A 21,270-nucleotide genomic window follows, 5' to 3' on the forward strand; every position below is an offset into this window, starting at 1 on the left:
GGAGCGGTAAAGGTACCGGGTAATCAGAGTGAACGTAGGAAGGCGAGCGACGGCATGAAGAAGTATTCGCCGCCCTTGAGCGTCACCGACTGCGGCACCGGCTCCGCCGCGCGCTGCGCCGAGCCGCCCCAGCCGACCGTGTAGTCCGACGGCCCGCGCGCGCCCTGGCCGATCACCGGGTCCAGGCCCGGCGTGACGCCGTCGACGATCGGGAAGCCCGGGTTGTCCGCCCAGATCGCCTGGGTGAACTCGAACTGGTTGCCCAGCACGGAGTTGAAGGCCATGAACAGCAGCCCGACCCCGCCGCTCGGGCGAGCCCCCGGCGGCAGGTCCGCGTTCGGGTCGTCCGGGCGTTCGCCGTAGGTGACGCCGCGGCGGGCCATCAGGTGCAGCCGCTCGCCCGCGGGGTCTTCCGCGCCGCCGGAACCGCGCGGGTTCGTCTTGCGGATGTGCGCCTGGAACGGGCACTTGAGCGCGTCGCGGTCGCTGTCGAAGGTGAAGTTGTTCGACACCGGGCTCTCGGCGCCGTCCTCCCGCTGGGTGGTCAGCGGCGTGCCGTCCTCGAACCGGCCGATGATCATCGCGCCGGCGCGCTCGCGGTCGTTGCCGGTGAGGCCCAGCGTGTCGGCCAGGTCCGCTTCCGCCTGCTTGAACCGGCGCACGTTCTGCTCCAGTTTGCGGAAAACGAAGTAACTGCCGAAATGCACGCCGGGATCCGGCGCCGCGGTGTCGGGCACCAATACCTGGGAAAGCGGCGCTGCCGGATTCCAGACGTTGATGCCGTCGGTGTTGTTCTTTTCCGCGTCGACGTCTTCGGTGAGGAACAACGGCTGGCTGCGGCCGTCGACGTAGCCGAAGTGCTCGATGCCTTCGCCGCGCGCGTTGACCCGGCCGAGCCCGGTTTCCTCCGCCACGACGGCGACGGAGTCCGGCAGCAGGTCGAGGATCTCGTTGCGCCGCGCGGTCATCGCCTTGTCGGTGGCGTCCCCGACGAGCACGACGGCGTGGATTTCCCCGTGGTAGCCCGGATCGAACGTCGAGCGCGGCGGATCGCTCAGCTTCCGCCGCGTGTCCGGCGCCGCCATCCCCCGCAGGAACGCCTCGTCCCGCGGGAAGTTCTCGACGCCGAGCGCGCGGTAGCCCGCCGCGGTGAGCCCGGCGCCGACGTACGGCGTCCCGGGGGCGCCGCCGCCCTTGAACCCGCCGAGCTCGGTGAGGTGTTCCTTGGCGGACTTCATCTTCCCGGTGACCGAGACGAGGAACGCCCGCGCCGCCGCCGGCTCGCCGAACGTCAGGAACAGCGCGGAAAGGTGGTCGCGCACGTGCGCTTTGAGGATGTTCGGCTGCAACTCGCCGAGCATCGTGGCGGCGTCACCGCTCGCCGTGGTCCAGGACAGTGTGGTGGACAGATCGACAGACATCAGGGTCCCCTCCCCAAGTAAACCGCCTAGCGGCGGTACCCGGCCGGCTCCTCCCCTGCGGCCGGCCGGGTCCCCTGAACACAGAATGCAACGAACGGGCGGCTTCGCGCCACCCGCTCGGCGGTTTCACACGAAAGATTAAGTTGAACGCGTAATCGCCGCGGAAACGGAAACGCGGGCCCCGGCCGGGACCCGCGTTTCCGTCAGACGGCTAACCGGTCAACTGGTCAGGACCACCACTGGGACGTGCCGCCCGAGATGAAGTCCCACAGCTGCAGGCGCGTGCCGTTCGTCCCGGCCGACCCCTCGGCGGTCAGGTAGCGCGTGCTCGCGCCGCTCTGCAGCCGCAGGTAGCCCTCCGGGTTGACGGTGCCCGCCCACCACTGGTTCTTGCCACCGGCGATGAAGTCCCAGAGCTGGACCTTGGTGCCGTTCTTGCCGATCGAGTTCAGGTCGGCGTCGAGGTACCGGTTGCTCTGGTAGTTCTGGAAGCGGTAGAAGCCTTCCGGGTTCTGGGTCAGCCAGAACGCCTGGTTCGGCGCCGTGTCGTTGCAGTCCCAGAGCTGCACCTTCGTGCCGTTCGCGCCGATCGTGTTCAGATCCGCGTCCCAGCAACGACCGGACTGAGCGGAGACGATCAGCCACGGCCCCGGGTCGACGTCGGCCGCCGCGCGGTTGGTGGACCGCTGCTGCTTCGCCGCGTCGGCCACCTTCGAGTGCCGGAGCGTGACCCCGGCCAGCGAAGAGACCTTCACATCCCCCTTGCCGTCGGCCGGCGCCGCGCCGGCCTGCGGTACGGCGACCAGGCCCAGCAGGCCCGCCGCCGCGGCGACCGTCACCATCAGTCGCTTGATCTTCGTCATCGTTCCCCTTTTCGGCATCTGGATGGCACCTGATGACGGGGAGAAGGCAGGCGCCACCCAGCCCCGGGCCACAACGGACCCGGCGCACAGCAAAACCGGCGAATCCCCCTCGTCGAGACCCTCAAACCCCCGAAAGCGGGCCTCTGAAAGCCATCATTCAGGGGAGTTCCTGCCTCGTCGAGTAGATTTCCCGGAGCGGCAAAGACGCTGGTCAGCGGTGTAACGGAACGGTACGGCGGCCGATAGAGGGTGACAGACACCCGGGGGGCCATCGGTGCGCATCGAGCTGACGTTGCAGGACCTGATCCGTGTCGGGCTCGCCGCCGCGGCCGACCCGATGGCGGAGCTCGCCGCGAGCCTGCAGGTCCTGCAACGGCGTGACGGCGGGCGCAACGCTGCGTCGTCGGCGTTCAACCGCTGGCGGCACCGGGTGTGGCAGGGCCTGCCGGACTCGGCGGCCGTGCTGATGTGGCTCTGCCGCCCGGACGCGCCGCTCCCGGAGTTCCTGCTGCCGGCCGCGGGCCGCTACGACCTGGAGTCGGGGCTCGCGGCGGTGCTGAAGACGGACCCGACGGCGCTGAAGATCGGGCTGCGTACCGCGCCGGCCGACCACGAGCTCCCGGGCTGGGCGACGGCGCTCGCCGACGGCGACACCGCGGGCCTGCCGCGATTGGTCCAGGCCATGCAGGACTACCACGAACTGGCCCTCGCGCCGAGCTGGGACTTCGTCGGCGCCCAGGTGGACGCGGACCTCGGGATGCGCACGCAGGTGCTGCTCCACGGCGGCGTCGACGCGTTGCTGACGGGGCTGCGCCCGATGGTCCGCTGGGCGCCCCCGGTGCTGGAGACCGACGACCGCACCGCCGGCGGCCCCGTTTCGGAGGGCACCGGGCTGCTGCTGGTGCCGACGTACTTCGCGGTCTGTCCGGCGCTCGTCACGCCCGCCCCGGGCGGGATCCCGCGGCTGCTCTACCCGTGCGTCCGCCAGGCCTTCTACGGGTCGGGGCCCGACCGCGCGGCCCGGCCCGTGCGCGGCAACGCGCTGGCGGACCTGCTCGGCCCGACCCGCGCGGCGGCGCTGACGGTGCTGGCGGTCGGCTGCAGCACGTCCGAACTGGCGGCGCGGCTGGGCGTCACCCCGTCGGCGGTCAGCAAGCACGCGACGGTCCTGCGCCGCGCGGGGCTGATCATCACGCACCGGGAGCGCAACACGGTGCTGCACTCGCTGACCCCGCTGGGCAGCGCGCTGCTCGACAGCTGATAACGGCTCCGCCCGGCACCAGGAATCTCGATACCGGTCATTTCCCCGACAGTCTCCCGGATTCCGTAGCGGATTCCGTGCGCCCGCCGACCTCTGTCCGTGAACTGCGAACGCGGGAGGCGAAGATGAAACGAGCCGTTGCTCAGGCCGCCGTCGTGGCGATCGCGCTGGCCGGGCTTTCGGGCTGTGCCAGCGGTCCCGTCGACCGGCGGGCGCTGTGCACCGGGTTCGACGAGCTGGGCCGGACCCTGATGACCGCGGTCGGCGGAATCTTCGACAACGCCGTTTTCTCCAGCGCCGACGACCTTTCCGATCTGGCCGATCGGTATTCCGGCACCGATTTGAGCGCCGACGCCGCCGCGTTGGGAAAGATCGCCGATTCCGACGAAACGTCGGGGATGGAACTGCAGGGCGCCACGAGGCAGACCGCGACGGTCTGCGGCCACCCGCTCGGCCTGGGGACGACGAGCTACGCGGACACCGGCAGCGGCTACGGCGGTTCCGGGAGTTACGGCGGTGGCTACCCGGCGCCCACGACTTCGGTGACGCCGTACACCCAGCCGTACACCCAGCCGTACACCTCGGCCGAGCCCACCTCCGCGGCCGACAACGCGCCGTCCGACGAAGCGGCCGCGCAGACCACGCTTCAGCAGCAGGTCGCCACCGACCGGACGTCGGCCGAAGCCCTGGCGGACCGGTGGGTCCCGCAGCTGTCGTCGAAGAACGACGGCCTCGTCGCGGACGGCACCACGTACGACCAGCGGGCGATCTGGGCCGACTTCACCACGACCCGCCAGACCTACCCCTCGGCGCTGCTGCTCTGGTCCGGCGACTACACCAGCTTCACCAAGGGCGACTTCTGGATCACCGTGGTGAACACGCCGTTCACCACCGGTGCCGCGGCGAACGCCTGGTGCGCCGCGGAAAACCTCGACGCCGACCACTGCTTCGCCAAGCTCGTCTCCCACACCCACGGCCCGAAGGGCAGCACCCTGCCCCGCTGACTTCGGAACGCGCAAGGGGGAGCCGAAGGGTGGGACAGCGCCGGCGGGGTGACGACTCTGGCACCCCGCCGGCGCCGGGTCTTACGTCAGCGGGCGGTCCGTCGGGGCGATCGGGGCCGGCAGGATTCCGCGGCCCGTCAGGAACGCGTCGACGCCCGCCGCCGCGGATCGGCCTTCCGCGATCGCCCAGACGATCAGCGACTGGCCTCGGCCCATGTCGCCCGCTACGAACACGTTGTCCAGGCTCGTCTTGAACGTCTTGTCGCGTGCGACGTTGCCGCGCGCGTCCAGCTCGACGCCCAGGTCCTCGATCAGGCCCTTCTTCTGCGGCCCGAGGAAGCCCATCGCGAGCAGCACCAGCTGCGCCGGCAGTTCGCGTTCGGAACCGGGGACCGGGACGAACCTGCCGCCCTCGTTGCGCACCTCGACCAGCTTCAGCGCGCGCACCCGGCCGTCGGCGTCGGCCGCGAACTCCTGCGTGTTCACCGAGTACAGCCGCTCGCCGCCCTCTTCGTGCGCCGAGGACACCCGGTAGATCATCGGGTAGGTCGGCCACGGGTGGGCGTCCGAGCGGGCCTCCGGCGGCCGCGGCATGATCTCCAGCTGCGTCACCGAACGCGCGCCCTGGCGGTGGGACGTCCCGACGCAGTCCGCGCCCGTGTCGCCGCCGCCGATGACGACGACGTCGAGGCCCGAAGCGTCGAAGGGCGACGACTCGAGATCACCCGACGCCACCCGGTTGGCCGGCGGGAGGAACTCCATCGCCTGGTGGATGCCGTCGAGCTCGCGGCCGGGGATCGGCAGGTCACGCCAGTCGGTGGCGCCGCCGGCCAGCACCACCGCGTCGTACGACGACTGCAGCTCGGCGACGGACAGGTCCACGCCGACGTTCACCGACGTCCGGAACTCCGTGCCCTCGGCTTCCATCTGCGCGAGCCGGCGGTCCAGGCGGTGCTTCTCCATCTTGAACTCGGGAATGCCGTAGCGCAGCAGCCCGCCGATCTTGTCGGCCCGCTCGAGGACCACGACGCTGTGGCCCGCGCGCGTGAGCTGCTGCGCCGCGGCAAGACCCGACGGGCCGGACCCGACCACCGCGACCTTCTTGCCGGTGCGCGCGGCCGGCACCTCCGGCGTCACCCAGCCTTCGGCGAAGGCGCGGTCGATGATCGAGATCTCGACGCGCTTGATGGTCACCGGATCGTCGTTGATCCCCAGCACGCACGCGGTTTCGCAGGGCGCCGGGCACAGTGTGCCGGTGAACTCCGGGAAGTTGTTGGTCGCGTGCAGCCGGTCGGCCGCCTGCTGCCAGTCCTCCCGCCACACCAGCGTGTTCCACTCCGGGATGAGGTTCCCGAGCGGGCAGCCCTGGTGGCAGAACGGGATGCCGCAGTCCATGCAGCGGCCGGCCTGCTTCTCCAGCTTCGTGGACGCGAAGTCCTCGTACACCTCGCGCCAGTCCATCAGCCGCAGGTCGACCGGACGGCGCGTCGGCTCTTCGCGCGTGGTGGTCAGAAAGCCCTTGGGGTCAGCCATGTGCGGCCTCCGTTTCTTGCGGGACACCCGCACCCGGTCGGCACTCATGGCTGGCTGCGCGATTTTCAGCCATGAGCTGCCTCCATGATCGCCTCGTTCACGTCGCGCCCGTCCCGCTCCGCCTGCACCTGGGCGGCGAGCACGCGCTTGTAGTCCTTCGGCATGACCTTGCCGAACCGGTCGACGCCGGCGTCCCAGTCGGCGAGCAGGGCGCGCGCGACCGCGGACTCCGTTTCGTCGTAGTGCTTTTCGAGGGCCTCGCGCAGGAAGTCCGCGTCGTCGGAGTCGAGCGGGTCGAGGTCGACCATCTCCGGGTTGACGCGGTGCGCGGGCAGGTCCAGCACGTACGCGACGCCGCCGGACATGCCGGCCGCGAAGTTGCGGCCGATCGGCCCGAGCACGACCACCCGGCCGCCGGTCATGTACTCCGCGCCGTGGTCGCCGACGCCTTCGACGACGGCCAGCGCGCCCGAGTTGCGCACGCAGAACCGCTCGCCGACCTTGCCGCGGATGAAGATCTCGCCGCTGGTCGCGCCGTAGCCGATCACGTTGCCGGCGATGATGTGCTCTTCCGCGGCGTAGCGCGCCTCCTTGGACGGGCGCACGATCAGCCGGCCGCCGGAGAGGCCCTTGCCGACGTAGTCGTTGCCGTCGCCGTAGAGCCGCAGCGTGATGCCCTTCGGCACGAACGCGCCGAACGACTGGCCCGCGGTCCCGGTGAAGGTGACGTCGATGGTGTCGTCCGGCAGCCCCTCACCGCCCCACCGCTTGGTCAGCTCCGAGCCGAGCATGGTGCCGACGGTCCGGTTCACGTTGCGCACCGGCAGTTCCAGCCGCACCTTGTCACCCGAGTTCAGGGCGCCTTCGGCGAGCTGGATCAGCGTGTTGTCGAGCGCCTTCTCCAGCCCGTGGTCCTGCTGCGTCTGCTGCAGCCGCAGGCCGGCCGGGGCCATGTCCGGCACGTGGAAGATCGGCGACAGGTCCAGCCCGGCCGCCTTCCAGTGGTCGACCGCCTTGCGCTTGTCGAGGAACTCCGCGTGCCCGACGGCCTCGGCGATCGTCCGGAAGCCCAGCTCCGCCAGGTACTCCCGCACCTCCTGGGCGATGAACTCGAAGAAGTTGACGACGTACTCGGCCTTGCCGCTGAACTTCTCGCGCAGCTTCGGGTTCTGCGTCGCGACGCCCACCGGGCAGGTGTCGAGGTGGCAGACGCGCATCATGATGCAGCCCGACACCACCAGCGGCGCGGTCGCGAAGCCGAACTCCTCGGCGCCGAGCAGCGCCGCGATGACGACGTCACGGCCGGTCTTGAGCTGGCCGTCGGTCTGCACGACGATCCGGTCGCGCAGCCGGTTGGCCAGCAGCGTCTGCTGCGTCTCGGCCAGCCCCAGCTCCCACGGGCCGCCGGCGTGCTTGATCGACGACAGCGGTGACGCGCCGGTCCCGCCGTCGTGGCCCGAGATGAGCACGACGTCGGCGTGCGCCTTCGAGACGCCCGCCGCGACCGTGCCGACGCCGACCTCGGACACGAGCTTCACGTGGATGCGCGCGGCCGGGTTGGCGTTCTTGAGGTCGTGGATCAGCTGGGCGAGGTCCTCGATCGAGTAGATGTCGTGGTGCGGCGGCGGCGAAATGAGCCCGACACCCGGCGTCGAGTACCGCGTCTTCGCGATCCACGGGTACACCTTCGCGCCGGGCAGCTGCCCGCCTTCACCGGGCTTCGCGCCCTGCGCCATCTTGATCTGGATGTCGTCGGCGTTGACGAGGTACTCGCTCGTGACGCCGAACCGGCCGCTGGCGACCTGCTTCACGGCGCTTCGCCGCTCCGGGTCGTACAGCCGCTCCGCGTCTTCGCCGCCTTCGCCGGTGTTGGACTTCCCGCCGAGGCGGTTCATCGCGATGGCGAGGGTCTGGTGCATCTCCATGGAGATCGAGCCGTAGGAGATCGCGCCGGTGGCGAACCGCTTGACGATCGAGGAGACCGGTTCGACCTCGTCGATCGGGACCGGCGGCCGCTCGCCGTACTTGAAGCCGAACAGCCCGCGCAGCGTCAGCAGCTTCTCGGCCTGGTCGTCGACGGCCTTCGTGTACTCCTTGAAGACGTCGTACTTGCCGGACCGGGTGGAGTGCTGGAGCTTGAACACGGTCTGCGGGTTGAACAGGTGCGGTTCGCCCTCGCGGCGCCACTGGTAGTCCGCGCCGGTTTCCAGCTGGCGGTGGGCGGCGCGGACGCCGTCGGCCGGGAACGCGTACTGGTGCCGCTTCGCGACCTCTTCGGCCAGGGTGTCGAAGCCGACGCCGCCGAGGCGCGAGGTCGTGCCGGTGAAGCAGTTCTCGATGACCTCTTCGCCGAGCCCGATCGCCTCGAAGATCTGCGCGCCGGTGTAGGACGCGACGGTCGAGACGCCCATCTTGGACATCGTCTTGCGGACGCCCTTGCCCAGCGCCTTGATCAGGTTCCGGGTCGCCTCCTTCGGCGTCACGCCCGGGATCAGGCCCTGGTGGGCCATCTCCTCGACGGTCGCCATCGCGAGGTACGGGTTGACCGCGGCGACGCCGTAGCCGACGAGCAGCGCGATGTGGTGCACCTCGCGCGCGTCCCCGGCCTCGACGACGAGGCCGACCTGCGTGCGCGTCTTCTCGCGGACGAGGTGGTGGTGCACCGCGCCGGTCAGCAGCAGCGACGGGATCGGCGCGTGGTCCTCGTCGGTCCCGCGGTCGGACAGCACGATCACCCGCGCGCCGTCCTCGATCGCCTCCGACACCTCGGTGCGGATCTCGTCGAGCCGCTTGACCAGGGCCTCGCCACCGCCGTGCACGTTGTACCGGCCGAGCACCGTGACGGCCTGGAACTCGGGCAGGTCACCGTCGTCGTTGACGTGCACCAGCTTGGCGAGCTGGTCGTTGTCGAGCACCGGGAACGGCAGCGCGATCCGGCGGCACGACGCCGAGTTGCCGACGAGCAGGTTCGGCTCGGCGCCGATCTGCGCGCCCAGCGCCGTCACCAGCTCTTCGCGGATCGCGTCCAGCGGCGGGTTCGTGACCTGGGCGAACAGCTGGATGAAGTAGTCGAAGATGAGCCGCGACCGGCTGGAGAGTGACGCCAGCGGCGAGTCGTTGCCCATCGACCCGATCGGCTCCGCGGCGGTGCGGGCCATCGGTTCGAGGATGGTTTCGAGGTCTTCCTCGGTGTAGCCGAACGCCTGCTGCCGGCGCACGAGCGTGGCGTGCAGCGGGACCTCGCGGTCGCGCTCGGGCAGCTCGTCGAGGTGCAGCAGCCCAGCCTCGACCCACTCGTCGTACGGGTGCGCGGTGGCCAGCTCGCCCTTGATCTCCTCGTCCTCGACGATCCGGCCGGCCTCGGTGTCCACCAGGAACATCCGGCCGGGCTCGAGCCGTCCCTTGCGGACGATCGTCGCCGGGTCGATGTCGAGCACGCCGACCTCGGAGGCGAGCACGACGAGGCCGTCGTCGGTCACCCAGTAGCGGCCGGGGCGCAGGCCGTTGCGGTCGAGCACCGCGCCGATCTGGCTGCCGTCGGTGAAGGCGACCAGCGCCGGGCCGTCCCACGGCTCCATCAGCGTCGAGTGGAACTCGTAGAAGGCGCGGCGCGCCGGGTCCATCTCCTGGTGGTTCTCCCAGGCCTCGGGGATCATCATCAGCACCGCGTGCGGGAGCGACCGGCCGCCGAGGTGGAGCAGCTCCAGGACCTCGTCGAAGCTCGCCGAGTCGCTGGCGCCGCGGGTGATCACCGGGTAGATGCGCTTGAGGTCGCCCGGGATCAGGTCGGTCTCGAGCAGCGCCTCGCGGGCGTCCATCCAGTTGCGGTTGCCGCGCAGGGTGTTGATCTCGCCGTTGTGCGCGACGTACCGGTACGGGTGCGCCAGCGGCCACGACGGGAACGTGTTGGTGGAGAAGCGGGAGTGCACCAGGCCGATGGCGCTGGTGACGCGCTCGTCGGTCAGGTCGGCGAAGAACCGCTCGACCTGGGGCTCGGTGAGCATTCCTTTGTAGACGATCGTGCGCGAGGACAGGCTGGGGAAGTAGACGTCTTCCGCGGCCAGCTCGTGCTCCACGCGCTTGCGGACGCAGAATGCGCTGCGCTCGATCGACAGCGGGTCGGCGTGCTCCGGCTTCGGGCGGCGCGCGGCCAGGAACAGCTGCGTGAAGTGCGGCATCGTCTCGGCCGCGGTCGGCCCGCAGTGCTCGGGGTTGACCGGCAGCTCGCGCCAGCCGAGCACGCGCATGTCCTCTTCGGCCGCGATGCGCTCGATGGTCGTCATGGCCCGGCCGCGGCGTTTTTCGTCCTGGGGCAGGAAAGCGGTGCCCACGGCGTAGGTGCCCGGTTCGGGCAGGGCGAAGCCGGCGACTTCGCGGTAGAACTCGTCCGGGATCTGGATCAGGAGCCCGGCGCCGTCCCCGGTATCCGGTTCGGCGCCCCGCGCCCCGCGGTGTTCCAGGTTGCGCAACGCGACCAGGGCCTTCGCGACGATGGCATGATCCCGGCGTCCGGTGAGATCGGCGACGAACGCGACACCGCAGGCGTCGTGTTCGTATTCGCTCCGGTAGAGGCCATGGGCCTCGGCGTTGCTGAACTGCTCCCCCGACGGGGGGAGGGCACTGGCACGGTGGGTCACGGCTGGCCGCCTCCCAAGGCGTTGGCGTGACCGGTACTCACCTCATCGAGTGGTTCGAACTGAACCGGTTAACGAAGTGGTCCGGTACCGCGATGGTCAGTCGAGAACAGTTGCTGTTGTCGAGGTGCAAGATGCCGCGAGGTATCGGCCGGGCTGGTCGGCGTCACCGAAGGAGCCCGGAAACCGGACGCGGGTCATCTGGGAGGCCGCACAACACTGGGCAGCCGAACGTGTCGGTACTGCGTGCGCGCAGAGGCAGACCACTGTGGTGGGGGTCAGTCGGAGCGCGCGGTGTTACTCCCGGGTTCGCCGGGTCTTATGACGATAGTGTGAATTCGCTGTTATCGACATACGTCGTCGCCCCCGGGTGGGAAATGCCACGCTTGCGTTGACGGGCACGGGGGTCGTCCCATATGCCAGGCCGCATCATCCGCTGTTGGCCGAGATATCGCCTTGACCTGCGGAAACGTCTGTCTCAAGTGGTCCGATGCGAGTGCCGGTGCCCGGCTCCGGGGTGAGAAGCTGGGTACATGGTGAACCCGGCCGATGACTGATCGTTATCTCTCCGTGGCTCGGGAGGGCAGCCACGAGGTCGAGATCAAGCGCTCCCGCTTCCTCTGCGCGCTCGCTCCGGTGGTGTCGGAGGAGGCCGCGCGCGCGTTCATCGCGGGCCGGCGGCGAGCCGAACCGGGCGCCCGGCACCACTGTCACGCCTTCGTTCTCGGCCCGGATGGACGGACCCGGCGTTTCAGTGACGACGGGGAACCGTCGGGCACCGCGGGCACGCCGATGCTGGAAGTGCTGCGCCGCCGGGAGTTGACGGACACGGTCGCGGTCGTGACGCGCTACTTCGGCGGGGTACTGCTCGGCGCGGGCGGGCTCATCCGCGCGTACGGACAGGCTGTGGCACAAGCGATCGACGTAGTAGGCGTACTAGAACACCGTCGACTCCAAGTGGTTGAGGTCGCCGTGAGCTACGACCGCGCGGGCCGGCTGGAGAACGACCTGCGCGCGTCGCGGTACGTCCTGCGCGCGACGCGCTTCGACGAGCTGGCCCACTTCGAGATCGGCCTGGCGCCCGGCGAGTCCGAAGTGTTCGCGGGCTGGCTGGCCGACCTCACCGGTGGCGAGGCGACCGCGACGGAAGCGGGCGAACAGTGGGTCACCGGGGGCGCGTGAGTGCGGACCACCACCGGGTAGTGGGCTGACAACACGCGCATTCGGTTGGCGCACAAGGGGGATTCGGACTTTCGGTGCTACCGCGGAGGTATTCGCCCGTGGCACCATGTCCTTCCCCCGACCACCGGATCACCCGGCCCGCCCCGAACCGGGCCGCGCACCACCCTCGATCACCACATCAGCCTCACGAGCCTCAAAAAGCTGCACTTTCCTAGGGAAAGTGCAGCTTTCGGGCCGATTGACAACGTTGTCAGCCACTGCGTGCCGAGGAAAGGAAGGTTCCATGTCCGGACCACTGTCAAGGTTCAGGAGACGGCTCCGGGGAGCGGCGCTCGCCGCGGTCCTCGTGGGCGCGGGGCTCGCCGCGCTGCCCGCTCCGGCCGCCGGCGCCGCGACGCTCGCCCTTACGCAGTACGTGAATCCCTTCATCGGCACGGACAACAGCAACTCGCCCAACCCGGTGCCCGGCGGCGCCGGCGGCAGCACGTACCCGGGCGCCGTCGTGCCGTTCGGGATGACGCAGTTCAGCCCGGACACCCCGACCGGGTCGCCGTCCGGCTACCGCTACAGCGACACGAGCATCGAAGAGTTCAGCCTCACCCACTTCAACGGCGCCGGCTGCCCCAACAACGAGGACCTCGGCCTGCTGCCGATCACCGGCGCGATCGGGACGTCGCCGGGCACCGGCTGGACCGGGTACGCCGGGCGCTACACGAAGGCGAACGAGTCGGCCGCGCCCGGCTACTACAAGAACAAGCTCGACAACTACAACACCACCGTCGAGCTGTCCGCCACCCAGCGGTCCGGCTCCATGAAGCTGACCTACCCGAACACGACGACCGCGCGGCTGCTCGTCAACACCGGCCGCAGCGCGACCGGCAACCGCACCGGGTCGATCGCCATCAGCGGCAGCCAGCTCACCGGCTCGGTGACCGGCGGCGGCTTCTGCGGGTCGTCGAAGACCTACCAGATCTTCTACGTGGTCCAGTTCGACCGCGCGCCCAGCGGCTTCGGCACCTGGCTCGGTGGCACGGTGAGCGCCGGGTCCGCGAGCACCAGCGGCACGAACTCCGGCGGCTACGTCACCTTCGACACCTCGAGCAACACGACCGTGCAGGCGAAGGTCGGCATCTCGTTCGTCAGCCTGGCCAACGCGCAGGCGAACCTCGCGGCCGAGAACCCCGGGTTCGACTTCGCCGGGGTTCGCGCCGCGGCCGACACGAGCTGGAACACCGTCCTCAACCGCGTCCAGGTGACCGGGGGCGCGGCCGCGGACCTGCAGAAGTTCTACACGGCGCTGTACCACGTGTTCCAGAACCCGAACATCGCCAGCGACACCAACGGCCAGTACCGCGGGTTCGACCAGGCGATCCACACCGCGACGCACACCGTGTACCAGAACTACTCGGGCTGGGACATCTACCGGTCGTGGGCGGCGTTGATCGGGCTGGTCGCGCCCAACGAAGCCAGCGACATCGCGAAGTCGATGGTGCTGGACGGCCAGCAGGGCGGGCTGCTGCCCAAGTGGTCGCACAACAACAACGAGCACTTCGTGATGACCGGTGACCCCGGGCCGATCGTCGTCGGCAGCATGTACGCCTTCGGCGTCCGCGGTTTCGACACGGCGGCGGCGCTGACGCTGATGGACAAGAGCTCCAACGGCGGCACCGCGCAGGGGCAGGCGATCCGCGGGCGCCAGTCCGGGTACGTCAGCCGGCACTACGTCACCGAGGACCCGTCGGACTCGCTCGAGTACTCGGCGTCGGACTTCGCGGTGGCGCAGTTCGCGAAAGCCGTCGGTGACACCACGAAGTACGCCACCTACATGCAGCGCGCCCAGTGGTGGCAGAACGTGTACGGCACCGACTCCGGCTACATCCAGCCGCGGGGCAGCACCGGCACGTTCGCCTGGCCGGTCGTGCCGTCGAGCAACAGCGGCTACACCGAAGGCAACCCGTCGCAGTACACCTGGATGGTGCCCTACAACTACCAGGGCCTGATCAACCTGATGGGCGGCGCGAAGACCGCCGTCCAGCGGCTGGACCACCACTTCACGCAGCTCAACGGCGGCCTGACCCAGCCGTACTTCTACATCGGCAACGAGCCCGAGCACGGCGTGCCGTGGGCGTACAACTACGCCGCTCACCCGCAGGGCACCAGCTCGGCGGTGCGGCGCGTGATGAACGAGTCGTTCACCACCGGCGCCGGCGGCGAGCCCGGCAACGACGACCTCGGCGCGACCTCGGCGTGGTACGTCTTCGCCGCGCTGGGGATGTACCCGGCGACGCCGGGCGCGGACGTCCTGGCCCTGCACGGCCCGCTGTTCCCGGCGGTCTCGATCATCCGCCCGAGCGGGACGATCCAGATCAACGGCAGTGGCGCCGGCCAGGGCTCGCAGTACGTGCAGAGCCTGAGCGTCAACGGGACCGCGACGACGAAGTCGTGGATCCGCTACGGCGACATCGCGGGCGCGTCGACGCTGAACTACACGATGGGCTCGTCGCCGAGCGCGTGGGGCACGAACGCGGCGGACGTCCCGCCGTCGTACAACGACGGCTTCACGCCGCCGGCCGCCGCGCCGAACCTCGGCGCGAACCTGGCGCAGGGCAAGGCCGCCACGGGCTCGGCGGCGTGCAACTCGGCCGAGGGCGCGGGCAACGCCGTCGACGGCAGCCTGATGAACAACAGCAAGTTCTGCACCACGGCCGCCACGAAGTTCCTCCAGGTGGACCTGGGGTCGGCGCAGAACGTGTCGTCGTTCGTGGTCGAGCACGCCGGCCTCGGCGGTGAGACCACGGCCTGGAACACCGGGGCGTTCACGATCCAGACGTCGACCGACGGCGCGAACTGGACGACGGTCGCGTCCGTGACCGGCTCCCGGGCCAGCCGCACGTACCACCCGATCACCGCCAGGTCGGCCCGGTACGTGAAGCTGAACATCACCACCGCGGCCAACGACGGCAACGGCGCGGCGCGGATCTACGAGTTCGAGGTCCACGGCTGAGCCTTCTGCCGCAGCTCGTCGTGAGTGTTCAGGGCGGTTCTAACCGCCCTGAACACTCACGACGGGGTCAGCGGGGGCGGTGCGGTTTCTTCGGCAGCAGGTCGTAGAGGCCCTTGCGGACGCCGTTGTCGTTGGCGTTGCGCGCCACCGAGACCTCGGAGATGAAGTCCTCGAAGACGAACTCCTCGTCGGCCGGGATCACCGCGGGCGCCGAGTTCTGCTCCAGGTAGGTGTCGAGCGTGCCCGCGATCTCGCGGAACGACAGCGCCTGCAGCGTTTCCGGGGCGTACGTCGTCACCGGGACGCCGTGGGCGGCGGCCTCGTTCATCACCACGCCCAGCGGCAGGTGCGACAGCATCGGGATGCCGAACTCGTACATCTCCTGCAGCGCCGCGGCCGCGTAGTGCGAGATCGGCCGCCGGTAGAGGCTCGGCACCAGCCCGAACCACGACAGCGGCTGCCGGCCGACGGTCTGCTCGACGTAGCGCACCTGATCCGCCAGCAGCCGCAGGGCGCGGATGCTCGTCTTGTCCGGCTGCACCGGGACCAGTATCCCGTGCGACGCCGCCAGCGCGTTGTTCGTCAGCACGTCGAGCGCCGGCGGGCAGTCGATGATGCAGTGGTCGTAGTTGGCGAACTGGATGACCCGGGCCAGCTGCCAGCCGGGCACGCGGAACGAGTCGAGCCGCCGGATCAGGTCGAACATCCCCGGCGACGTCGGGATGACGTCGAGCGCGCCGCCGCGGCCGAGGTTGCTGCGCGGATGCGGCACGACGAGGTCTTCGATCGGCCCCTTCCACTTCTTGGCCAGGGCTTTCGCCAGGGTCGGCGCGTCCCCGCGGACCTCGGCCAGGCCGAGCATCTCGGTCGTCGCGTGGCCCTGCGGGTCGAGGTCGACCAGCAGCACCCGCCGGCCGCGCTCGGCCAAGGCCGCCGCGGTGCCGACGCTCAGCGAGGTCTTGCCGACCCCGCCCTTCTGGTTGACCACCGAGGTGATCTGCATGCCGGAGCGCTCCTCATGTCGGTCGTTCCGCGAAGGTTATTGGATGCGGGCCCGTTGTGGTTGGCTATCCGCCTCCGGCCTGTCGCGGACGCACCATCAGCGCCTGCGCGCCGGTGGCCACCGGACCGTCACCGTCGTGCAGGATGCTCGTCGCCGTGCCGACGCCGTGCTTGCCGACCAGCGTGACGGCGTCGAGGCCGATCCACTCGCCCGCAGGCGGCCGGCGCAGGTGCACGGTGAGCTCGGAGTTGATGAACCACCACTGCCGCGGGTCGAGGTAGTTGGACACGCCGTTGCCGGAGTCGGCGACCGCGAACAGCCGCTGCAGCCCGCTCGGCTCCTCGCCGTCGACCAGCGGGACGCGCTGGCGGGCCCACACCGCGGCCGAGCCGGGCACGTCCATGCCGCCGCGGACCGCGCGCCACTCCAGCGCGTCGAGGTAGCCGCCGTTCCAGCCTTCCGGCCAGGCCGACTCCGTCACGGTGTCCGGCGCCGGCAGCAGCGGGCCGCCGTCGGTGCTCACCGCCGCGGTGTCGGACGTCGCGATGCGCCACGCCGACGCGCGCGCGACGACCCGCTCGCTCGTCGCCAGCTCCGCCTGCAGCAGTTCCACCGACCGGCCGGGCCGCTCCACCCGGGCGCGCACCAGCAGCTCGGTCACCGGTGCCGGCCCGAGGATCTCGACGGTCACCCGCGCGAGCTCCGCCGGGTGGTGCGGTTCGACGTTTTCGAGCGCCCGGACCAGCAGCGCCGACGGCGGCCCGAAGTGCTGCGAGTCCGGGGTCCACGGCCCGGCTGTGTGCGCGGTCGCGGTGAACCGGCCCTCGCCGTGGGGGACGTAGAACGCGTCGGCCATCAGTCGGCCCGGTCCAGCGGCGTCTCTTCGCCCGCGTCAGGTTCCGGCCAGCCGGGGTACGCCGGTGGCGTGCCGCCGTACTCGGGGCAGTGCGCCTGGTGGTCGCACCAGTTGCACAGCTTGCTCTTGTTCGGCCGGAAGTCGCCGGTCTTGCCCGCCTTGAGGATGGCCTGCCAGATGGCTTCCAGGGTCCGCTCGAAGCGGATCAGCTCGGCCTCGTCCGGGGTGTAGGCCAGCGACTGGCCGTCGGTCAGGTACATCAGCTTCAGCTGGCGCGGCACGATCCCGCGCAACCGCCACAGCACCACGGCGTAGAACTTCATCTGGAACATCGCCTTGGCTTCGCCGATTTCCCGCGGCGCGGCCCCGGTCTTGTAGTCGACGACCCGGATCTCGCCGGTGGGCGCGACGTCGACGCGGTCGATGTAGCCGCGCAGCAGCACACCCGAGCCGAGCTCGATCTCGACGTGCAGCTCGCAGGCCTCGGGTTCGAGCCGCCGCGGGTCTTCGAGGCCGAAGTAGGCGTCCAGGAGCTTCTCGGCCGACCGCAGCCAGTCGGCGTGGTCGTCCGGCTTCCCGGCGTCGAACAGCTCGGTCCACTCCGGACGGTCTTCGGACAGCTCGGTCCACGCCGGGCCCAGCAGTTCGCGGGCCTTCGGCGGCACCCGTTCGCCGGCGGGCAGCGCGAAGAGCCGTTCCAGTACCGAGTGGACGAGCGTGCCGCGCAGCTGGGCCTTCGTCGGGACCTCCGGCAGGCGGTCGACCGCGCGGAACCGGTAGAGCAACGGGCACTGCTTGAAGTCACTGGCCCGGGACGGCGACAACGCGGGCCGCCGCCGCACCCGCGTGGCGACGGCGGAGTCCGCGGCGTCCATGGGGGTGAGCGGGTCCGTGGTGACAGTGTCGGCGTCGGGCATGGGCAGAGCGTAACGCCGGGGTCCGACAGTTCCGGCGACCGCAACGCCCGGTACCGGTACCCGTACGGCGAACTCGCGTACCCGGACGGTCGGTTCGCGTACCTGGAGGGTCGGGTCGCCGGTTACACGACCCGGTCGCGGGCGGGGCCGGATCACCCGCTCCTGACACCGGGGGCTCTAGGCTCTGCGGCATGGCCGCGACCAGTGAGCAGGGCACCGGGGGCTCCCGGCAGGCCGTCCTCGGGGACGGCGGCGGCCTCGTGCTGTTCCGCGTCGCCGGTGTCCCGGTGCTGCTGGCGCCGTCCTGGTGGATCGGCTCGCTGATCGTGGTCGTCCTGTACGCGCCGCTGGTGGGGCGGCTGCTCCCGGACGTCTCGACGCTGATGTCGTGGCTGCTGGCCGCGGCGTTCGCGCTGCTGCTGGGGTTGTCGGTGCTCGCCCACGAGCTCGGCCACTGCCTGGTCGCGCTGCGGCTGGGCATCCCGGTCCGCCGCCTGCGATTGTTCCTCCTCGGCGGCCTGTCCGAGGTCGCCCGCACGCCGAAACGGCCGAGCGACGAAGGCCTGGTGGCCGCGGCCGGCCCGGCGGTGTCGCTGGTGCTGGGCGGGTTCTGCGGGCTGCTGATGTTCGCCGTGCCGCCCGGCGGCGCGGTCTGGCTGCTGGTCGCCGAATGCTCCGTGGCGAACCTCGCCGTCGGCGTCTTCAACCTCCTGCCCGGCCTCCCGCTCGACGGCGGGCGGCTGGTCCGCGCCGGCGTCTGGGCGGCCACCGGCATCCGCGCCAAGGGCACCCGCGCCGCGGTGGGCGGCGGCGCGGTCGTGGCGGCGGGACTGCTCGTGTGGGCCCTGTGGGGCCTCGCGACGGCCAGCCCCGACCGCTGGCTGCGGCTCGGTGTCTGCGTCGTCACGGCGTGGTTCGTCATCCTCGGCGCGCGGTCCGAGCTGGCCGCCGAACGGCGGCGCGGCTGGCCCGAGGGCCTGGTGCTGGGCGAGCTGGTCCGGCCCGTGCTGCAGCTGCCGGCGGAGAGCCCGGTGTCGGACGCGCTGGCCGCGTCGGCGGGCCGGGGTGTGGTGCTGGTCCGCGCGGACGGCGTCGCGGCCGGGCTGCTGGACGAGGGCGCGGCGGAGCGGCTGGCGAGCACGTCGCCGCACGCGCCGGCCGAGCTGGCGGCCGAGCCGATCCGCGCCGAGACCGTCCTGCTGGCCTCCGAGCCGGGGGAGGAGATCGTCGAGCGGGTCCGCGAGACCCCGGCGTGGCAGTTCCTCGTGGTCGACGACGAAGGCCGGCCGGCGGGTGTGTTGCGCCGGGACGACCTGCGCGCCGCGCTGAACCGCCGTACCCGCTGACCCCGCGGCCCGGGCGGCCTGCGAAGATCTGTCGTCGGTCAAACGGCAAGAGGCCATTCGGGGTACTGGAGGAAGTGTTGTCGGTCAGCGGACCGTTTCGTGCGGGTGATCGGGTGCAGTTGACCGACTCGAAGGGGCGGCACTACACCCTGACCCTGGCCGACGGCGGTGAGTACCACACCCACCGTGGCGGCCTCGCCCACGACGACCTCATCGGCCGTCCCGAAGGCTCGGTCGTGACTTCGGTGGGCGGCTCGACGTACCTGGCGCTGCGCCCGCTGCTGCCGGACTACGTGCTCTCGATGCCCCGCGGCGCGCAGGTGATCTACCCGAAGGACGCCGCCCAGATCGTCATGTGGGGCGACATCTTCCCGGGCGCGCGGGTGCTCGAGGCGGGCGCCGGTTCCGGCGCGCTGACGTGCTCGCTGCTGCGCGCGGTCGGTCCGGCCGGGCAGGTGAGCTCGTACGAGATCCGCGACGACCACGCGGTGCACGCCGAGCACAACGTCGTGAAGTTCTTCGGCGAGAAGCCGGCGAACTGGACGCTGACGGTCGCGGACCTGGCCACGCACGAGGGCGAGGTCGACCGGGTCGTGCTGGACATGCTGGCCCCGTGGGACCAGCTCCCGAACGTCGCCGCGCACCTCGTCCCCGGCGGCGTGCTGACGGTCTACGTCGCGACGGTCACGCAGCTTTCGCGCGTCACGGAGTCGTTGCGCGAGCAGCAGTGCTGGACCGAGCCGGAGTCGTGGGAGACGCTGATGCGCCCGTGGCACGTGGTCGGCCTGGCGGTCCGCCCCGACCACCGCATGGTGGCGCACACGGCGTTCCTGCTGACGGCACGCCGGCTGGCGGACGGCACGGTCTCCCCGCGCGTGTCGCGGCGACCGGCCAAGGGCAAGGGCTGAGCTAGCCCGGCACGCACCACTTCCCGCTCTCCTTGTGCAGCGGGAACGGGGTGTCCTTCGTGCCGCCCGCGGCCTCGACGTGCACCACCGCCGTCGCCGACTCGCCGCGCAGTTCCGGGGGCTTCGGCAGGCTCGCCTTCACCTCGCCCGCCGCGTCCCACGTCCGCTGCAGCCCGGCCAGGGCCGCGCTGGTCTGCGGGCGGCAGGTGAGCTCGCCGAACGCCGCCGAGTCGTGCCGGGAGATCGCGGCGACGATCGCGTCGGCCAGCACCTTCACCGCCGCCGCGTCGACGGCGTCCGGGGGCGCGGCCGCGGATGTGCGGGCCGGCGGGGGCGGCGTGACCGACGGCGGGGGCGTGCTGCCGGACGGCGCCACGAGCAGCAGTCCCAGCACGACGCCTACGACCGCCACGCCGGCCAGGACGAGCCCGGCGGTGAGCGCGCGGTTCACCGCCGGCGCGGCCTCACGAGCCGTCCGCCTTGACGTTGGACAGGCACCAGAGACCGGACTCCTTGGCCGCCGACATCGTGCCGACCTTGGTCGCCGCGCCGTCGGTGGCCGAGTAGCGGACCGTGGACTTGTCGCCGACGTCCTTCGGGTCTTCGGTGAGCTTCACCGTCACCTTGGGGATCTGGCCGGTCGTGCCTTCGTAGACGCTGCGGCAGATGACGTCGCCGAGCGCCTTCTCGTCACCCGCGTTGTACGCGTCGATCGTCGAGGCGAACAGCTCCTGCGAGCTGGGCTTGCCGCCGGGGGCGGGGCCGCCGACCGGCTTCGTGGTCTTCGTCGACGGGCTGCTCGGCGTGGTGCTCTTCTTCGGGGTGGTCTTCGGCGCCGACGTCGGCGCCGGGGAGCTGCTGCTCGCCGGCGGCGCGGCCGTGGTGCTGTCGTCCCCGTTGAGGGCCAGCACCAGCGCGGTCACGCCACCGCCGACGACGATGACCGCGCCCACGGCGATGCCGATGATGAGCCCGGTTTTCTTCTTCTTGGGCGGCGGCGCGTCACCGAAGCCGCCACCACCGCCGCCGTACGGGTCGTAGCCGCCGTAGTTCTGCTGGTTCGGGTCGTACCCGCCCGGCTGCTGCTGGCCCCACTGGTCCTGCTGCCCGCCGTACGGGGGCTGAGCGCCCGGCTGGGGCGGGTAACCGCCCTGCTGCGGCTGCTGGCCGTAGGGATCCGGCTGGCCGAACTGCTGCGTGCCGCCGTAGCCCGGCTGGGACTGGGGTCCGCTCTGGGGGTAGCCGCCCGGCTGCTGACCGTAGGGCCCGGGCTGCTGCCCGTAGCCGCCGGGCTGCTGGCCGTAGCCGCCCGGTTGCTGCGGCGGGTAGGTCATGTGT

General features: G+C 71.0%; 15 protein-coding genes. 6 read left to right on the plus strand and 9 right to left on the minus strand.

The genetic code is table 11. The annotated features are described in order from the left end of the window. Positions 1–23 precede the first annotated feature (23 nt). Both ACLJQZ_RS23920 and ACLJQZ_RS23925 read right to left on the minus strand, forming a co-directional pair. Positions 24–1,421 (minus strand): Dyp-type peroxidase, encoded by a 1,398-nt coding sequence (locus ACLJQZ_RS23920; RefSeq protein ID WP_410622117.1) that lies wholly within the window; start codon positions 1,419–1,421, stop codon positions 24–26. Between the two features lie 227 nt (positions 1,422–1,648). Next, complete coding sequence (locus ACLJQZ_RS23925) at positions 1,649–2,284, minus strand: RICIN domain-containing protein (RefSeq protein WP_328644341.1); 636 nt, start codon at positions 2,282–2,284, stop codon at positions 1,649–1,651. Positions 2,285–2,558: 274 nt separating this feature from the next. Between ACLJQZ_RS23925 and ACLJQZ_RS23930 the strand changes: the two genes are divergently transcribed. Beyond that, positions 2,559–3,545 carry an ArsR/SmtB family transcription factor gene (locus ACLJQZ_RS23930; protein ID WP_410622118.1) on the plus strand — a complete coding sequence of 329 codons (987 nt, stop codon included), beginning with the start codon at positions 2,559–2,561 and terminating at the stop codon, positions 3,543–3,545. A 125-nt stretch (positions 3,546–3,670) separates the two neighbouring features. After that, the gene (locus tag ACLJQZ_RS23935; protein ID WP_410622119.1) at positions 3,671–4,549 is read left to right on the plus strand and encodes a hypothetical protein; all 879 of its coding nucleotides are present in this window, start codon (positions 3,671–3,673) and stop codon (positions 4,547–4,549) included. 81 nt (positions 4,550–4,630) lie between these two features. Here the strand turns inward: ACLJQZ_RS23935 and ACLJQZ_RS23940 are convergent, their stop codons facing one another. Both ACLJQZ_RS23940 and gltB read right to left on the minus strand, forming a co-directional pair. After that, complete coding sequence (locus ACLJQZ_RS23940) at positions 4,631–6,082, minus strand: glutamate synthase subunit beta (protein WP_410622120.1); 1,452 nt, start codon at positions 6,080–6,082, stop codon at positions 4,631–4,633. A 65-nt stretch (positions 6,083–6,147) separates the two neighbouring features. Further along, a complete protein-coding gene (gene gltB / locus ACLJQZ_RS23945; protein ID WP_410622121.1) occupies positions 6,148–10,719 on the minus strand; it encodes a glutamate synthase large subunit in 4,572 nt (1,523 codons plus the stop codon). A gap of 546 nt (positions 10,720–11,265) precedes the next feature. Between gltB and ACLJQZ_RS23950 the strand changes: the two genes are divergently transcribed. Together ACLJQZ_RS23950 and ACLJQZ_RS23955 are read left to right on the plus strand one after the other, a co-directional pair. Beyond that, a complete protein-coding gene (locus ACLJQZ_RS23950; protein WP_410622122.1) occupies positions 11,266–11,898 on the plus strand; it encodes a YigZ family protein in 633 nt (210 codons plus the stop codon). A 283-nt stretch (positions 11,899–12,181) separates the two neighbouring features. Continuing rightward, on the plus strand, positions 12,182–14,902 hold the full coding sequence (locus ACLJQZ_RS23955) for a GH92 family glycosyl hydrolase (RefSeq protein WP_410622123.1): 2,721 nt from the start codon (positions 12,182–12,184) through the stop codon (positions 14,900–14,902). A 67-nt stretch (positions 14,903–14,969) separates the two neighbouring features. Here the strand turns inward: ACLJQZ_RS23955 and ACLJQZ_RS23960 are convergent, their stop codons facing one another. The 3 genes from ACLJQZ_RS23960 to ACLJQZ_RS23970 form a co-directional block, all read right to left on the minus strand. Beyond that, positions 14,970–15,905, minus strand: a complete 936-nt coding sequence (locus ACLJQZ_RS23960; protein WP_328455011.1) for a ParA family protein — start codon at positions 15,903–15,905, stop codon at positions 14,970–14,972. A 64-nt stretch (positions 15,906–15,969) separates the two neighbouring features. Further along, positions 15,970–16,761, minus strand: a complete 792-nt coding sequence (locus ACLJQZ_RS23965; protein ID WP_410622124.1) for a thioesterase family protein — start codon at positions 16,759–16,761, stop codon at positions 15,970–15,972. Continuing rightward, entirely contained in the window at positions 16,761–17,678 is a 918-nt protein-coding gene (locus tag ACLJQZ_RS23970; protein WP_410622125.1) for a RecB family exonuclease, read from the minus strand. The genes ACLJQZ_RS23965 and ACLJQZ_RS23970 overlap by 1 nt, the downstream gene beginning before the upstream one ends. Positions 17,679–17,869: 191 nt before the next feature. On the opposite strand from ACLJQZ_RS23970, the gene ACLJQZ_RS23975 reads away from it, so the two are divergent. Both ACLJQZ_RS23975 and ACLJQZ_RS23980 read left to right on the plus strand, forming a co-directional pair. Continuing rightward, entirely contained in the window at positions 17,870–19,024 is a 1,155-nt protein-coding gene (locus tag ACLJQZ_RS23975; RefSeq protein ID WP_410622126.1) for a site-2 protease family protein, read from the plus strand. Positions 19,025–19,101: 77 nt separating this feature from the next. Continuing rightward, entirely contained in the window at positions 19,102–19,932 is an 831-nt protein-coding gene (locus tag ACLJQZ_RS23980; RefSeq protein ID WP_326949713.1) for a tRNA (adenine-N1)-methyltransferase, read from the plus strand. Between the two features lies 1 nt (position 19,933). Here ACLJQZ_RS23980 and ACLJQZ_RS23985 read toward each other — a convergent pair whose 3' ends face one another. Together ACLJQZ_RS23985 and ACLJQZ_RS23990 are read right to left on the minus strand one after the other, a co-directional pair. Then, entirely contained in the window at positions 19,934–20,383 is a 450-nt protein-coding gene (locus tag ACLJQZ_RS23985) for a hypothetical protein (protein ID WP_410622127.1), read from the minus strand. Positions 20,384–20,396: 13 nt separating this feature from the next. Next, positions 20,397–21,266 carry a hypothetical protein gene (locus ACLJQZ_RS23990; protein WP_410622128.1) on the minus strand — a complete coding sequence of 290 codons (870 nt, stop codon included), beginning with the start codon at positions 21,264–21,266 and terminating at the stop codon, positions 20,397–20,399. Positions 21,267–21,270: the final 4 nt, after the last annotated feature.

It is taken from the genome of Amycolatopsis sp. cmx-8-4, assembly GCF_046548675.1.
In the GTDB taxonomy this organism is placed as follows: domain Bacteria; phylum Actinomycetota; class Actinomycetes; order Mycobacteriales; family Pseudonocardiaceae; genus Amycolatopsis.

Excerpts from the sequence above, each read along its gene's own strand:
- ACLJQZ_RS23935 (WP_410622119.1), top strand. The coding sequence starts at position 3,671 with ATGAAACGAGCCGTTGCTCAGGCCGCCGTCGTGGCGATCGCGCTGGCC.
- ACLJQZ_RS23990 (WP_410622128.1), bottom strand. The coding sequence starts at position 21,266 with ATGACCTACCCGCCGCAGCAACCGGGCGGCTACGGCCAGCAGCCCGGC.
- ACLJQZ_RS23920 (WP_410622117.1), bottom strand. The coding sequence starts at position 1,421 with ATGTCTGTCGATCTGTCCACCACACTGTCCTGGACCACGGCGAGCGGT.
- ACLJQZ_RS23960 (WP_328455011.1), bottom strand. The coding sequence starts at position 15,905 with ATGCAGATCACCTCGGTGGTCAACCAGAAGGGCGGGGTCGGCAAGACC.
- ACLJQZ_RS23950 (WP_410622122.1), top strand. The coding sequence starts at position 11,266 with ATGACTGATCGTTATCTCTCCGTGGCTCGGGAGGGCAGCCACGAGGTC.
- ACLJQZ_RS23965 (WP_410622124.1), bottom strand. The coding sequence starts at position 16,761 with ATGGCCGACGCGTTCTACGTCCCCCACGGCGAGGGCCGGTTCACCGCG.
- ACLJQZ_RS23940 (WP_410622120.1), bottom strand. The coding sequence starts at position 6,082 with ATGGCTGACCCCAAGGGCTTTCTGACCACCACGCGCGAAGAGCCGACG.
- ACLJQZ_RS23970 (WP_410622125.1), bottom strand. The coding sequence starts at position 17,678 with ATGCCCGACGCCGACACTGTCACCACGGACCCGCTCACCCCCATGGAC.
- ACLJQZ_RS23955 (WP_410622123.1), top strand. The coding sequence starts at position 12,182 with ATGTCCGGACCACTGTCAAGGTTCAGGAGACGGCTCCGGGGAGCGGCG.
- ACLJQZ_RS23925 (WP_328644341.1), bottom strand. The coding sequence starts at position 2,284 with ATGACGAAGATCAAGCGACTGATGGTGACGGTCGCCGCGGCGGCGGGC.
- ACLJQZ_RS23975 (WP_410622126.1), top strand. The coding sequence starts at position 17,870 with ATGGCCGCGACCAGTGAGCAGGGCACCGGGGGCTCCCGGCAGGCCGTC.